The 15,205-nt window shown below is 51.9% G+C and carries 9 protein-coding genes; 8 read left to right on the top strand and 1 reads right to left on the bottom strand.

The annotated features are described in order from the left end of the window. Nucleotides 1-18: 18 nt before the first annotated feature. Nucleotides 19-2,412, top strand: a complete 2,394-nt coding sequence (locus EOE67_RS06385; RefSeq protein ID WP_206099492.1) for a GH92 family glycosyl hydrolase — start codon at nt 19-21, stop codon at nt 2,410-2,412. After that, on the top strand, nt 2,409-4,727 hold the full coding sequence (locus EOE67_RS06380) for a GH92 family glycosyl hydrolase (RefSeq protein WP_127698209.1): 2,319 nt from the start codon (nt 2,409-2,411) through the stop codon (nt 4,725-4,727). Before EOE67_RS06385 ends, EOE67_RS06380 begins: the two co-directional genes overlap by 4 nt. Here the strand turns inward: EOE67_RS06380 and EOE67_RS06375 are convergent. Then, nucleotides 4,716-5,630, bottom strand: coding sequence for a LysR family transcriptional regulator (locus EOE67_RS06375; RefSeq protein WP_206099491.1), 915 nt, complete (start codon nt 5,628-5,630; stop codon nt 4,716-4,718). The genes EOE67_RS06380 and EOE67_RS06375 overlap by 12 nt on opposite strands. 134 nt (nt 5,631-5,764) lie before the next feature. Between EOE67_RS06375 and EOE67_RS06370 the strand changes: the two genes are divergently transcribed. The 6 genes from EOE67_RS06370 (at nt 5,765) to EOE67_RS06345 (ending at nt 15,071) form a co-directional block, all read left to right on the top strand. Beyond that, nucleotides 5,765-6,844 carry a zinc-binding alcohol dehydrogenase family protein gene (locus tag EOE67_RS06370; protein ID WP_240652734.1) on the top strand — a complete coding sequence of 360 codons (1,080 nt, stop codon included), beginning with the start codon at nt 5,765-5,767 and terminating at the stop codon, nt 6,842-6,844. A gap of 165 nt (nt 6,845-7,009) precedes the next feature. Beyond that, the gene (locus EOE67_RS06365; RefSeq protein ID WP_164852239.1) at nt 7,010-8,866 is read left to right on the top strand and encodes a diguanylate cyclase; all 1,857 of its coding nucleotides are present in this window, start codon (nt 7,010-7,012) and stop codon (nt 8,864-8,866) included. 242 nt (nt 8,867-9,108) lie between these two features. Continuing rightward, complete coding sequence (locus EOE67_RS06360; protein WP_206099490.1) at nt 9,109-9,747, top strand: DUF3800 domain-containing protein; 639 nt, start codon at nt 9,109-9,111, stop codon at nt 9,745-9,747. Nucleotides 9,748-10,048: 301 nt separating this feature from the next. Further along, the gene (locus EOE67_RS06355) at nt 10,049-11,299 is read left to right on the top strand and encodes an efflux RND transporter periplasmic adaptor subunit (RefSeq protein WP_127698206.1); all 1,251 of its coding nucleotides are present in this window, start codon (nt 10,049-10,051) and stop codon (nt 11,297-11,299) included. Further along, entirely contained in the window at nt 11,299-14,406 is a 3,108-nt protein-coding gene (locus tag EOE67_RS06350; RefSeq protein ID WP_127698205.1) for an efflux RND transporter permease subunit, read from the top strand. The genes EOE67_RS06355 and EOE67_RS06350 overlap by 1 nt, the downstream gene beginning before the upstream one ends. 53 nt (nt 14,407-14,459) lie before the next feature. After that, nucleotides 14,460-15,071 (top strand): TetR/AcrR family transcriptional regulator, encoded by a 612-nt coding sequence (locus EOE67_RS06345; protein WP_127698204.1) that lies wholly within the window; start codon nt 14,460-14,462, stop codon nt 15,069-15,071. The last annotated feature ends 134 nt before the right edge of the window (nt 15,072-15,205 follow it).

The following is a 15,205-nucleotide window of genomic DNA, read 5'->3' as shown; positions in this document are numbered from 1 at the left end:
GAGGCCGGGGTGAGGTTGATGCATAACTGCGATGATGTTTCAGCGAAGGTTGTTTCGGCAAAGGGTATTGCGGTGTTGGCAAGCTTGCTGCTGATGGTTGGCGTCACGAGCTGCAGTCAGCCCGCACAACAGGCACCGCAACAAGCCAGGGCCAGCAACTCAGCTGATCAAGTGCTAACCGCCACCGATCCGCTGCAGTTTGTTGACCCACTGATTGGCACTGATGGCAAGGGTAAAACCTACCCTGGCGCGACCGTGCCTTATGGCATGGTGCAACTCAGCCCCGACAACGGTCGCACCGGCTGGGACTGGATCGCCGGTTATTTTTACCCCGATACCATGATCGCCGGCTTTAGCCATACCCATTTATCCGGCACCGGCGCCGGTGATTTGTACGATATCTCCTTTATGCCGCTGCGTTTGCCCTTTAACAGTGAAAAAACCGACGGCGGCCCAGCGCAAGGCACGCTTGTCTCCAGCTTTTCACATCAACAGGAACAAGCTAAAGCTGGTTATTACCAGGTGTATTTGCCGGATTATCGGGTGAATGTTGAACTGACTGCTGGCCTGCGGACCGGATATCAGCGGTATCGGTTTGATCAGGTTGCAGGTTCAGCTAAAGAAACAGTCAGCACACCGCTGATCCGGCTCGATTTAGGCTATAACCGTAACTGGGATAGAACCACTGCCAGCGCCATCCGGATTATCGATGCTTATAGCATCGAAGGTTATCGTTATTCCAGCGGCTGGGCACCCAAGCAAAAAGTGTACTTTTACACTAAGTTTTCAAAGCCAATCAGTAGCTTACAGTGGCAACTTGAGGGTGCTGACATCGCGCTTCAAGCCAATGGTCAATTGAGCACCACGCCAATCGCCAAAGCACCACATCAGCAACAAGGCGTAGCGGTGGCGTTATTGCTGCAATTTGCCGCAAGCGATACCGAGATCACAGTCCGCACCGCGTTAAGTTCAGTTAGTAGCGCCAACGCCCGGCAAAATCTGCTGGCCGAAGGTGAAAAGCTGAGTTTTGAGCAGGTGAAACAACAAGCACAACAAGCCTGGCGCGCTGAGTTGTCGCAGGTACAGGTGACGGCAACGCGCGATAATCTGACCCAGTTTTACACCGCCTTGTACCACAGTGCCTTGGCGCCGCGGGTCTTTGCCGACAGCGACGGCCGGTTTTTAGGCCCAGATGGCCAGGTGCATCAACGCAGCGGCCATACCCATCACGATTTTTTCAGTTTGTGGGACACTTTCCGCGCTTTGCATCCCTGGAAAACGCTGTTTAACCCAGATCGTAATCAACAACAGTTATTATCATTGCTGGATCACGCCGACATCTCCGGTTTGCTGCCGGTGTGGAATTTTCAGGGCAACGAAACCGATATGATGCTGGGTTACCATGCAGTACCGGTGTTGGTCGATAACTACCTGAAAGGTTTATTACCAAGCAATCTTGGCGATAAAATTCTGCAGCTAGCTGTTAAAAGTGCCAAACAGCAGGCATTTGGCTTACAAAGTTATCAACAACTTGGGTTTGTGCCTTATGCCGAGCGCAAATGGAATGTCGCGCTGACGCTGGAATATGCCTATGACGATTGGGCCATTGCCCGCTTGGCCGAGCGCTTAGGTAAGACCGATATTGCTGCCGAATTTCGCGCCCGCTCGCAAAACTATCACCAACATTTTGATGCCAGCACTGGCTTTATGCGCGCTAAAGACGTCAGCGGCAAATTCCGGCTGCCGTTTGATCCGAACGCCTATTATCCGGAAGATTATTGTGAAGCCAACGCCTGGCAATATAGCTTTTTTGTGCCGCATGATGTGCCGGGTTTGATCGCATTGTACGGAGGTCCGGCCGCGTTTAGCGCCAAACTGGATCAGATGTTTAGCACTGCTCAGCTGATTTCCTCACCAACCAGCTCCTCACAAACCAGCTCCGCGCAACCGCTGCCAGAATGGATTTCCGGTTATATTGGCCAGTATGTGCATGGCAATGAACCCAGCCATCATGTGCCGTATTTGTACCAATACGCCGGTCAGCCTGCCAAGACGCAAGCACTGGTGCGGCGGATTATGGACGAGCTGTACAGCACCAAGCCGGATGGTCTGGCTGGCAATGAAGATGCCGGCCAAATGTCGGCCTGGTATTTATTCAGCGCTTTAGGCTTTTATCCGGTTGATCCGGTGTCCGGCGACTACGTGTTGGGTAGCCCGGAAGTACATCAGGCCAGACTGCAACTGGGTAACGGTAAGCAGCTGAGGGTCAAAGCATTAAATCAGTCGCCGCAGCATCTGTATGTAAAGAATGTGACTTTCAACGGCACACCAGTCACCGGCTTTACCCTATCTCACCAGCAACTAATGCAAGGTGGCGAACTGATTTTTACCATGAGTGAAAAAGCCCAATGAAATGGAATAAACAATTTGCTCGCTACCTACAACTCAGCCTGCTGCTGACTAGCAACGTCTTCGTCTTTGCAACTGCGGCGGAGCAAATTACAAAGCAAAAAAATGGCAGCGCGCTCAACAGCCCCAGCCAATACGTCAATCCATTTATCGGTACCGCCAACTTCGGAGCCACCCACCCCGGCGCGCAATATCCGCAGGCCTTGGTGTCGGTAGCGCCTTTTAACGTTGCTTTTGAAGGCAAAAGCGCCAACGGCGATAAACTGAATCCATTTGAAAAAGACGCCGCCTGGAATTCACGCGGTTATATCTTCGAGAATAAATTGCTGACCGGCTTTAGCCACGTCAATTTAAGTGGTGTTGGCTGTCCGGATTTGGGCGTATTGCTGCTGATGCCAACCACTGGCGCGTTGGAACTGGACGCCGAAAAATACGGCTCCACTTATCAGGCTGAACAAGCCAGCCCTGGTTATTACCGCACTGTGTTAACCAAGTATCAAACCACCGCCGAAGTCACCAGCACCTTACGCTCCGGTCGCAGCCGTTTTACCTTTCCGGCCGGTCAGGCGAATATTCTGCTGAATTTAGGGCTTGGCCTGACCAACGAAAATGGCGGCAGTCTGCAAATTAATTCCGCCACCGAAGTGCAAGGCAGCCGCACTATTGGCACTTTTTGTTATCACAGCGAACAAGCGCGGCCGGTGTATTTTGTCGCCCGTTTTAATAAACCAGCGCAGCGTTTTGGCGGCTTTAAAAAAATGCCGTTATACAAAAATGTCGAAGCCGAGTGGATGCCGCATAACAACAACTACAAAGCCTACCCTTTTCATCGTCAGCTGCTGAGCGGTGACGATATCGGCGCTTATTTCAGCTTTGACAACAAGGCTGACGAGGTGATTGAAGTCGAGCTGGGGGTGTCCTGGGTCAGTATCGACAATGCGCGGCAAAATCTGGATGCAGAGCAGTACCAGACAGCACAGCGTTTAAGCTTCGATGAATTACGTCAACGCGCCGTAAACGCCTGGGATAGTCTGCTCAGCCGTATCGACATCGATGCCAGTTCAACAGAAAAGACCTTATTTTACACCGCCTTGTACCACAGCCTGATCCACCCCAGCATCATCAGCGACATCAACGGCGATTACCCGCTGATGGGCGAATTCGCCGCAGATAAACCTTTGTTTGGCAATAATAAAAATCAGCCACGCTATTCGGTGTTTTCCCTGTGGGACAGCAATCGCAATGTGCATCCGCTGCTCAGTCTGGTTTATCCCGAGCTGCAAAGCGCGATGGTGCAGACAATGGTGGCGATGAGTCAGGAACAGGGTTGGCTGCCGAAATGGGAACTGGTTGGCATCGAAACTAAAGTGATGGTCGGCGACCCGGCTTCGGTGGTGATTGCCGATACTTATTTACGCGGCATCCGCGATTTTGATGTTCAAACCGCTTACCAGGCGATGAAAAAAGCCGCATTGACGGCGACGAATAACCCACTGCGCCCGGAAAATGCTGATTATTTGCAACTGGGTTACGTGCCGGTCGACGATGAAGGCCCATATGATGGCAGCGTCTCCACCAGTCTGGAATATTATCTGGCGGATGCCGCCATTGGCCGTTTGGCGGCCGCGCTTGGCCATGCAGAAGATGCCAAGCTGTTTCAGCAGAAATCACTGAATTACCAAAAGTTATTCGACACTTCGACCGGCATGCTACGACCTAAAAAACGTAACGGCGACTGGCACAGCCCGTTTAATCCGGACGGCGGCCGCAACTTTGAACCCACCGCCGGTTATATCGAAGGCACCGCCTGGAACTACCGTTTTTATGTACCGCACGATGTGCCGGGCTTGATCAAGCTATTGGGCGAAGACGAGTTTGTCCGGCAACTGGATCTGACCTTTGACAGCGGCAAATTTGACATGGCGAACGAGCCGGATATTACTTATCCGTTTTTGTACAACTATCTTGGGCAAACCAATCAAAGCTCTGCCCGGGTACAACAGCTAATTAAACAACATTATCACAACACACCAGCCGGTTTACCCGGCAACGACGATACCGGCACCTTATCCAGCTGGCTGGTATTTAGCATGCTCGGGCTCTACCCCACCGATCCCGGCAACCCAACATACACCCTATTCGAACCAGCGGTAAAAAGCGCCCGTATCAGCCTAAACCCAGCTTATTACCCAGGAAAAACACTGGAAATTCAACAGAATGCTGCAAGCAACTCTAGCTACAGCTGGCAAGAAAAAGCGCTGAAAACCCCATTTATCAGCCATCAACAACTGGTGCAAGGTGGTGTACTACGTTTGTAAATTCAACAGGTTAAACTGCTGCGCCACCCGAATTCGGAGCTCATCACGCAGCAACAACACCGTGGGGCTGACCTGAGCGCGGCTGGCGCAGACCAGATTCAGTTGTTGCGGGTGGGGTTTGAATTCCGGCAATAACGAAACGACCCGACCGGCGCGTAAATCTTCAGACATATCCAGCGCCGATTTAAGCGCAATGCCTTTGCCGCTGACCGCCCAGCGCCGGACGATTTCGGCGTCGTTGGTCACCCGATTGCCGCTGACACTGACTGTAAAAGGATCGTCTTGATAGCCAAAATGCCAGTTGGCGAAAGTGCGATGGTCGATTAAATACAACAAGCAGTTATGTTGTTGTAAATCAATTGGATGCAGCGGCTTACCATGTATCGCCAGATAACTTGGCGCAGCACATAACACCCGTGGCACGTCGGTAATATGAAAGGATACTAAATTGGAGTCCGGCAAGGCGCCATAACGCAGCGCGACGTCGACTTGCTCGGCAGTGAGGCCGGCAATTTTATCGGAGAGCTCCAGCCGGATGCGTAAATCCGGGTGTTGATCCTGCAATTCATCCAGCCAGGGTAATAACAGATTTCTGCCCAAATCACTCGGTGCAGTTAAGCGCAATTCACCGCCAATCCGGCCACTTTGTTCAGTCAGCTCCTGTTTGCCTTGCTCCAGCGCGGTCAGCGCATTCTGGCAATGTTGCAGGAATTTTTCGCCAGCGCTACTGAGTTTCAGCGAACGAGTGCTGCGGATAATCAACGCTGTGCCCACATAAAGCTCCAGCCGTTTTAGCGCGGCGGAAGCAGCGGCGGGTGTTAAATCAAATTGCCGGGCGGCGGCGCTGATACTGCCGGTCACGACAATCTGCCGGAACAGTTTTAAATCCTGAAGCTGCAGCATTTTCAAATTTTATTTGATAAAGAATGTGTTTTTAGATGGTTTTTCTACTGATGTCAAACCGGCACAATGCGCGTCATTCAAGCCAGCACCTTTTTGAACAATCAATTTAAATCGAATAAGCCCGGAGTTTTTAAATGACACAACAAATCCAAACGACCTTACCAGCAACCATGCGCGCCATCGGTTACACCGAATCATTAGCTATCGATAACCCGCAAGCTCTGCAGGATTTAACTCTGCCTTTGCCAAGCTTAAAACCACACGATTTGTTAGTGAAGATTAGCGCCATCGCCGCCAATCCAGTTGATTACAAAATTCGCCTGAACCGCCCGGCCAGCGTAGAAAAACCAGAAATTCTGGGCTGGGATGCCGTGGGCACTGTGGTTGCGACGGGTGAGGCTGTCACTTTATTCCAGAACGGTGACCAGGTGTTTTACGCCGGAGCGCTCGATAGACCCGGCGCCAACAGTGAATATCATGCGGTGGACGAGCGATTGGTTGGCCACAAACCAAAAACCCTCAGCGATGCCGAAGCCGCAGCTTTACCGCTGACCGCCATTACCGCCTGGGAGCTGTTATTTGACCGGCTGCAACTGGATCAGCCAGCAACACCGTCACCAAGCTACAGACAATATCAACAAAAAGTACTGCTGATCAGCGGCGCTGCCGGTGGTGTGGGTTCGGTGATGGTGCAACTGGCCAAACTGCGCACCGACGCCATTGTGATTGGTACCGCATCAAGACCAGAAAGTCAGAATTGGGTGAAGGCGTTAGGGGCTGATTATGTGATTAATCACCAGTTGCCGCTCGCCGAAGAACTGGCGCGCATCGGTATTAAAGAAGTCAGCCATATCGCCAGCCTGGTCGACACCGCCGCTTATTATGAGCAGTTTATTGCTGCCTTAGCGCCACAAGGCAAATTGGCGCTGATTGACGACCCAAAAACCGCGCTGGATATCCGGCCGCTGAAACTAAAAAGCCTGAGCCTGCACTGGGAACTGATGTTTACCCGCTCGTTATTCCAGACACCGGATCAACAACAGCAACATCAGTTACTGAACGAAGTAGCGGCGCTGGTCGATAGCGGCCAGCTGAAAACGACGGTTGGCCAACAGCTGGGCCAGATTAACGCAGAAAATCTGCGTCAGGCACATGCGTTACTGGAACAAGGCCAAGTGATCGGTAAACTGGTACTCAGTGGTTTTGCCAACTAGCGTGGTAGGCTAAGTTGCAAATCAGGGCTGCAGTCGGGTTATAGTAAGGATAAATAAATACCAGAACGAACCCGAATGTTGCCAGCAATGTTGATCCCAAAAGTTAATAGCAAACCGACAAAACTCAACCTGTGCCGAGTCAGACATTGTTGCCGGACAGCGACTATGCTGTTTGGCTTGCTGTGCTGGAGTCAGGCCAGTCTGTCTGCAGAAACCTTTCAACAACAACTCAATGCTGCCGAACAGTTATTTAGCAACGACGCCAAAGCCGGTGAAGCAGCTTTTTTAGCATTACTGCAACAACAAACCGAACCGGAACAACGACTTAAAGTACAACAATTGTTATGCTGGGCCTTAGCACCAGCGCAACCTGCCGCAGCGATCGCGCTGCAGCAAAAGTTACTGGCTCCATCCACTGCAGAAGTCACCCCAACATCAGCGACGATGCCGGAACTGTGGCAACTGCGTTTTCAGCTGTGCCGCGGCTATGCCGAAGAGCAGCGTGGTGAAAATCAGCAAGCGCTCGATATTTATCATGAAATTCTTAAAAGCGAGCTAAAACAGCAAGATCCGGAACTGCATATTCGCGCCCTCAGCCTGCGCGCCGAGCAATATGCCCGCACTGGTGAATATCCAAAAGCTTTGGCCGATTTCCAGCAAGCACTGACGATTGCAGCGCAACACAATGACCCGAACGCGGAAAGTTATCTTAGTAACGCCCTGGCCAATCTTTATGCCGATCCGGCGGTGGCCGATTACCAGGACGCGATCCCGCTTTATCAACGCACCCTGGCTTATCATCGCAGCCGCAATAATTTGCAGGATGAAGCCACCGCTTTATTTAACCTTGGCAGCACTTTTGAAAGTATGGGCGACTTACCCCAGGCGCTGACTTATTTACAGCAAGCGCTGCAAGTCGAACTACAACGACAACAACCGGATGACATCGCCTACAATCAGCGCTCTATCGCGATTGTGCTGACCAAATCCGGCCGCGCCGCTGAAGCCGTCGTCTTGCTGGATCAGGCGATCGCCCATTACCGCAGCAGCAACAATCTGGAGTTTCTGGCGTATTGCCAGTTAAGCCGTGCGGTCAGTTACAAGGCGCTCAAACAGTGGCAGCAAGCGGCGGATGATTTAGCCGCAGCAGCGCAGTATTTTAAAGCGAATCCGAACGCCCGGTTTGAAGCCAGATTGTACAAAGAATTCGCCGATTTACAGGCGCAACGTGGTGATTGGCAAAGTGCCTTTTTGCTGCAACAACAGCAATTGCGTCTTGATGTGCAGCTGCAACAACAACTGTTAGATCAGCGCACCAGCGCGCTAAAAACCCAGCTGCAAACCGAACAAATCCGCAGTGATAAAGAATTACTGCAGCAAAAAAACCTGCTACAACAACAGCAACTGCAGGATGCCGAGCAGTTAAAGTTATGGCAGATGATTGCGCTTGGCTGCGCAGTCTTATTAATCCTGACGTTGTTAGTGTTGATGCAACGCCAACGCAAATTATCACGCCAGCTGGCCGATTTGGCCTTACTTGACGAACTAACCCGGCTGCCAAACCGCCGACATACCGTGGCGATGGCCGAGCAGTTATGGCAACAATCCAGCGGCAATAGGACCAACTTTACCGTACTGGCGCTGGATATCGATTTCTTCAAGAAAATCAATGATACCTTCGGCCATCAGGCCGGTGATCTGGTACTGAAAAAAGTGGCGTATTGCCTGCGTTTTTCACTGCGGCCGCAGGACAAAATCGGCCGGGTCGGCGGGGAAGAGTTTTTGATTTTACTGCCCTCAACTGAGCAACATCAGGCACTGGAAATAGCCCGGCGTTTATGTCAGGAAGTGGCAGCTTTAAAATGGCCGGAACTGCAGGAAAATCAGCAAGTAACGCTCAGTATCGGCGTCGCCAGCCGCCAGCAACAATCTGATTTACTGCAACTCTGGCATCAGGCCGACACTGCTTTATATCAGGCGAAACATCAGGGTCGTAATCAGGCGGTGTTGTTTTCGTCCTGAGTTCCGGGCCTGGGTTTTACTCTGGTCTAAGTTTCAAAAGTTGCAACTCTGGCAGATGTCATGAGTGTGATCAGTTACCTTCATTGACATAAAATCAGATGCTAAGTATCATTACAACCGCGTGAGTAAATCCTAGGCAAACCGCGAAGCACATTGTGTATCGTAAGCGTCTTCTGAAGACGTCGGATCTAGGGATCACGCATTTTTTTGCCTAAAAATCAGCGAGCAACATGATAATCTACTTGGATGAAAGTGGTGATCTAGGATGGACATTTACAGCCCCCTATCGCGCTGGAGGTTCGAGTAGACACATCACAATAGCAAGCCTTGCAGTTACTCCCGAAAAAAAGCACCTTCCAAAACGTTTAATTAAAAAGCTCTACGACAAATTCAATTGGCCCACCCATATTGAGAAAAAATGGGCCGACATGTCTGTCGTTGAACGTGTCTGGTTTGCAAATCAAGCTCGGGAATTGCGGGCTAAGCATCCTGATGATATCCGTTATATTTCAATCACTGTTAAGAAAGAGAATGTACAATCTCACATCAGAGGTGATGCAAACAAACTCTACAATTATATGATTGGTCTCTCGCTTCTCAATGAAATGGCCAAGCATGAAGCCATTACCTTTATTCCCGATCCAAGGAGCATTAAAGTGGAAAGTGGGAACAGCCTCCACGATTACTTGCAAATTCAACTTTGGTTCGAAAAACGAGCCGTAACAAAATTAACGACGCAACCCAGTGACAGTGCTTCAAGCCGAAACGTTCAGTTTGCAGATATGCTTTCAGGCGTTGTACAAGGACATTTTGAAGATGGAAATTCTCAACCATGGGCTGAGTTACGCAACTGCATCAGCTACAAAACTTTATTTTTCTGATAAAACTCTAATTAACCAAAGTACGAACTGTTGAAAAAGTATTGCTGTAGTTTGAAGCCGATACCTATCAATTCGTTTTTCAAATCCACGTTCAATTAGCTGCATTCGACGAAAAATCCGAATCGTTGAGACAATTTTACATAGCTTCATTTGGCATTGCGACGATAGCCAAAAATGGTGCAACCCTAACCATTCCCACGACCAAACCACCAATTCCCGCGTCCACGTCCCGAAGAAAGCGCTTGCTCATTTTAACACCAAAACGTAGAATGATCGTTCATTCTAAAGTTGGAGCCTCGTTATGTCATCGTCAAATTCCTTTTTCCAAAAGCCGAGAGCTTTGCTCAAACCAGTGGCGGCAGCGCTGCTTGGTGCTTTTTTGCTGCAGGCTTGCACTGAAGCAGCGGCGCCAAATGTGGCTCAAGGCGCAGCACCGGCGCCGGTTGAAGTGGGTGTGGTGACTTTAGCGCCACAACAAATCACCTTAAATACCGAATTACCGGGCCGCACTGTCGCCTGGCAACTGGCGGAGATCCGGCCGCAAGTGGGCGGCATTATTCTCAAACGCTTATTTACTGAAGGCGCCGACGTCAAAGCTGGCGACACTCTGTATCAAATCGACCCTGCCACTTTTGCTGCCGCCAAACAAAGTGCCGCCGCAGCATTGGCGCGGGCCAATGCCAATTTGCAACAAGCGGCAGCCAAAGCCAGTCGCTATCAGAAAATGATCCAACAGCGGCTGATCAGCCAGCAGGATTTTGACGAAGTGGCGGCGCAGCACGAACAAGCCAAGGCCGATGTGCTGGCCGCCAAAGCGCAGCTACAAAGTGCACAAATTCAGCTCGATTACAGCAAAGTGACAGCACCGATTAACGGCCGGATTGGTAAATCAGCGGTTACTGCTGGTGCGCTGGTCAGCGCCAATCAAGCGCAGGCCTTGGCAGTCGTACAACAGCTGGATCCGATTTATGTCGAAGTGACGCAATCAAGCGCTGAGCTTTTGAAACTAAAACAAGCACTGGCCAGCGGTGCACTGGGTGCCGCCGGTACTGCCGTCAGCCTGCAGCTTGAAGATGGCAGCACTTATCAACACAAAGGCAGGTTGCAATTTAGCGAAGTCAGCGTCGATGCCAGCACCGGCTCGGTGGTGCTGCGCGCCGAATTTGCCAACCCGGATCAGTTGTTACTGCCAGGCATGTACGTGCGGGCGACACTGGAAACCGGCATTAACACCGCCGCTATTCTGGCACCACAACGGGGAATCAGCCGCAATGCCAAAGGCGAAGCCACCGCACTGGTGGTGAATGCTGCCGGTACTGTCGAACCGCGGTTGGTGAAAGCAAGTCGGACTGTTTCCGTAAACGGCGGCGCTGCCGATCAATGGCTGGTTGAAGAAGGTTTAGCCGCTGGCGATCAACTGATTGTCGAAGGTCTGCAAAAAGTCCGGCCGGGCGCGCCAGCCAAAGCAGTGCCTTTTAACGCGGCAGTTAACTCGGCAACGGCCACCAATCCTGCGCCTGCTGGCCAAAACAAAGCCACAGGAGCGAACTAATGAGTCGATTTTTTATTGACCGGCCGATTTTCGCCTGGGTCATCGCCATTGTGATCATGCTGGCCGGGGTGCTTGCCATCAACGGCCTGCCGATTGCGCAATATCCATCGATCGCGCCACCAGCCATCAGCATTACAGCCAGCTATCCTGGCGCTTCGGCCCGCACGCTGGAAGACAGTGTCACCCAGGTGATCGAGCAAAAAATGAAAGGCCTCGATGGCTTGCTCTATATGTCGGCGACCTCGGAATCAAGCGGCACCGCCACTATTACCCTGACCTTTAGCGCTGATACCAATCCTGATATCGCGCAAGTTCAGGTACAGAATAAACTGGCATTAGCGACGCCCTTGTTGCCACAAGAAGTGCAGCGTCAGGGCGTGCAAGTGGCTAAATCGGCACGTAACTTCCTGATGGTGATGGGTTTTGTTTCTGAAGATGGCTCGATGAGCAATATCGACATCGGCGATTATGTCAGCGCTAACGTGCAGGACGTATTGGCGCGGGTGGAAGGTGTCGGTGAAATTCAGATGTTCGGCAGTCAATACGCCATGCGCATTTGGTTAGACCCGGCCAAACTCGCCAACTATAAACTGATGCCATCGGATATCAGCGCGGCGATTGTGGCGCAAAATGCCCAGGTGTCGGCCGGTCAGCTCGGTGGTTTACCAGCGATTAGCGGCCAGCAAATGAATGCGTCGATTACCGCGCAAAGCCGGCTGCAAACTACGGAACAGTTTGGCAATATTCTGCTGCGGATCAACACCGACGGCTCAGCCGTGCGGTTAGCCGATGTCGCGCGGATTGAACTTGGTGGTGAAAGTTACCAGATTTCAGCCCGTTACAATGGCCAACCAGCCACCGGTTTAGGTGTGAAGTTAGCCGCCGGTGCCAATGCCTTGTCGACCGCCGATGGCGTGAAAGCCGCCATTGAAACCATGCGCCCGTATTTCCCGGCCGGTTTACAAGCGGTAGTGCCTTATGACACCACGCCTTTTGTGAAGATCTCAATTGAAAAAGTAGTGAAAACCCTGCTTGAAGCGATCGTGCTGGTATTTTTGGTGATGTATCTGTTTTTACAGAATTTCCGCGCCACCTTAATTCCAACCATCGCCGTGCCAGTGGTGCTGCTGGGTACTTTTGCTGTGCTCTCCATCTTTGGTTATTCGATTAATACCCTGACCATGTTTGCGATGGTGCTGGCGATAGGTTTGTTGGTCGATGACGCCATAGTCGTCGTTGAAAACGTCGAACGGGTGATGACCGAAGAAGGGCTATCCGCCAAGGAAGCCACCCGTAAATCGATGGACGAAATTACCGGTGCTTTAGTCGGCATCGCGTTGGTGCTGTCAGCGGTCTTTGTGCCGATGGCGTTTTTCGGCGGATCCACCGGCGTTATTTACCGGCAGTTTTCGATTACCTTAGTGTCGGCGATGGCGTTGTCGGTGCTGGTGGCGTTAGTGCTAACCCCTGCCCTTTGCGCCACTTTATTAAAACCGTCCGGCCATAGCGGTGGCGGCTGGTTGGGTAAATTTTTCGCTGGTTTTAACCGTGGTTTTGACGCCGGTAATAACGCCACGCAGTCGATTGCCAGCCGGATGATCCGCCAGCCAAAACGTTATTTATTGGCTTATGCGCTGATTGTCGGTGGCATGGTACTGCTGATGATGCGCTTACCTTCGGCCTTTTTACCGGATGAAGATCAGGGCATTTTGTTTAATCAAATCATCCTGCCGACGGGCGCCACGCAAGAACGCACGCTAGAAGTGATTAAGCAGGTCGAGCAACATTTCCTGGTCGACCAAAAAGAAGCCGTAAAATCAGTATTTTCGGTGGCAGGTTTTAGTTTCGCCGGTCAGGGCCAGAATGCCGCCATTGGCTTTGTGAACCTGAAACACTGGGATGAACGCCAACGCGATGATTTATCGGTGAAAGCTGTCGCCGGTAAAGCGATGGGCCGGTTTAGTCAGATTAAAGACGCGATGGTGTTTGCCTTTGCCCCGCCAGCAGTGGTGGAACTGGGTACCGCAAATGGTTTTAACCTGCACCTGCAAGACCGCGCCAATATTGGTCACGATGGGTTATTAGCGGCGCGTAACCAGTTACTGGGCATGGCATCGCAAGACAAACGCCTGATGGCAGTGCGGCCAAATGGTCAGGAAGATACACCCGAGCTGAAACTGGATATTGATCTCGCCAAGGCCGGTGCGCTGGGTGTCAGTCAGGCCGATATCAACCAGACCATTCAAACCGGCTGGGGCGCTACTTATGTCAATGATTTTATTGATAAAGGTCGGGTGAAGAAAGTCTTTGTGCAAGGCGAAGCGCCAAGCCGGATGGTACCTGAAGATATTCAGCAGTGGTATGTGCGTAATAAAACCGGTGAGATGGTGCCATTTTCGGCCTTCGCCAGCGCCCATTGGAGCTATGGCTCGCCACGACTGGAACGCTATAACGGCTTGAGTTCAATGGAAATTCAGGGCATGGCCGCACCAGGTTTTAGTACCGGTGATGCTATGCTGGCGATGGAAGAACTGGTGGCAAAACTGCCCAACGGCGTGGGTTCGGAATGGACCGGCATGTCGTATCAGGAGCGGATGACCGGCGATCAAGCGCCAATGCTGTACGCCATTAGTTTGTTGGTGGTGTTCTTGTGTCTGGCGGCTTTATACGAAAGCTGGTCGGTGCCTGCAGCCGTAATGGCCGTGGTGCCACTGGGGATCTTTGGTGCGTTAGTAGCGGCCACCAGCGCCAGTTTATCCAACGACATTTATTTCCAGGTGGGGTTATTGACCACCATGGGCCTGGCGGCGAAAAACGCCATCTTAATCGTCGAGTTCGCCAAAGGCCGTTTTGAACAAGGCATGGCATTGAAAGAAGCGGCAGTAGAAGCCATTCGCTTACGGTTACGGCCGATCCTGATGACATCGTTGGCCTTTATCTTTGGCGTATTACCGCTGGCGATTGCTTCGAGTGCAGGCTCTGGCGCGCAAAATGCGCTTGGCATCAGCGTGATCGGCGGGATGCTGGCGTCCGCCATTCTGGCCGTGTTGTTTGTGCCGTTGTTTTATGTGCTGATTGGCAAGTTTGCCAAGCCAGTACAGGTTTAAATGAAATGGTTCCGGAGCTCAGTTGCAAGCTGAGCTCCGGCCTGGAGTACATGATGACGATAAAAGCTAAAAAACATCAGGACCCTGCGCTGGCGCAAGCCAGACGGGAGCAAGTGTTAACCGCCGCCGCCGATTGTTTTCGCCGCCGCGGTTATCACGGCGCCGGGATGGCCGAAATTTCGAAAACCGCCGGCATGAGCCCGGGCCATATTTACAATTATTTCGACGGTAAAGAAGCCATTATTGCCGGTATTATCGAGCAGAATATGGCGGATCTGTTTTCGTTGCTGGCCGGTTTTGCCGAGTGTGATGGCGATCTGGTGCAAGCGATGGTGGATGGCGCCGACTATGGCGTGGAGAAAAATCTGGATCCGGCGTACGCCGCGCTGCAGCTGGAAATGCTGTCCGAAGCGGCGCGCAACGATAAAGTCGCCACCTTATTGCGCCACGCCGACGACAGCATGCGCGCCCAGCTCAAGCTGTTACTCGCAGGCCCACAAGGCAGCTTGCGCACCCTGCCCGACTTTGAGGTCGACGCCCGCATCGAACTGCTGGCCTCAGTCTACAACGGCCTGCTGGTCCGCGCGGTACTGCACCCCCAGCTCGATCGCCAGCAACTATTGCAGGCGTTACGACCCTGGCTGCGACAGTTGTTGGCGGGGTAACACAGAAGTAGTAAAAAAGTAGGGCGTCACTCACCGCGCCAGCGGTAGTGCGCCGGACTTATCGTTAGCAATTTATCCAAATGAAATGTACCAACCGGATCGTAGGGCGTCACTCACCGCGCCAGCGGTAGTGC

Origin of the sequence: Rheinheimera riviphila (assembly GCF_004005945.1) — a bacterium.
Classification (GTDB): domain Bacteria; phylum Pseudomonadota; class Gammaproteobacteria; order Enterobacterales; family Alteromonadaceae; genus Pararheinheimera; species Pararheinheimera riviphila.
This window is presented reverse-complemented; position numbering and strand designations above follow the sequence as displayed.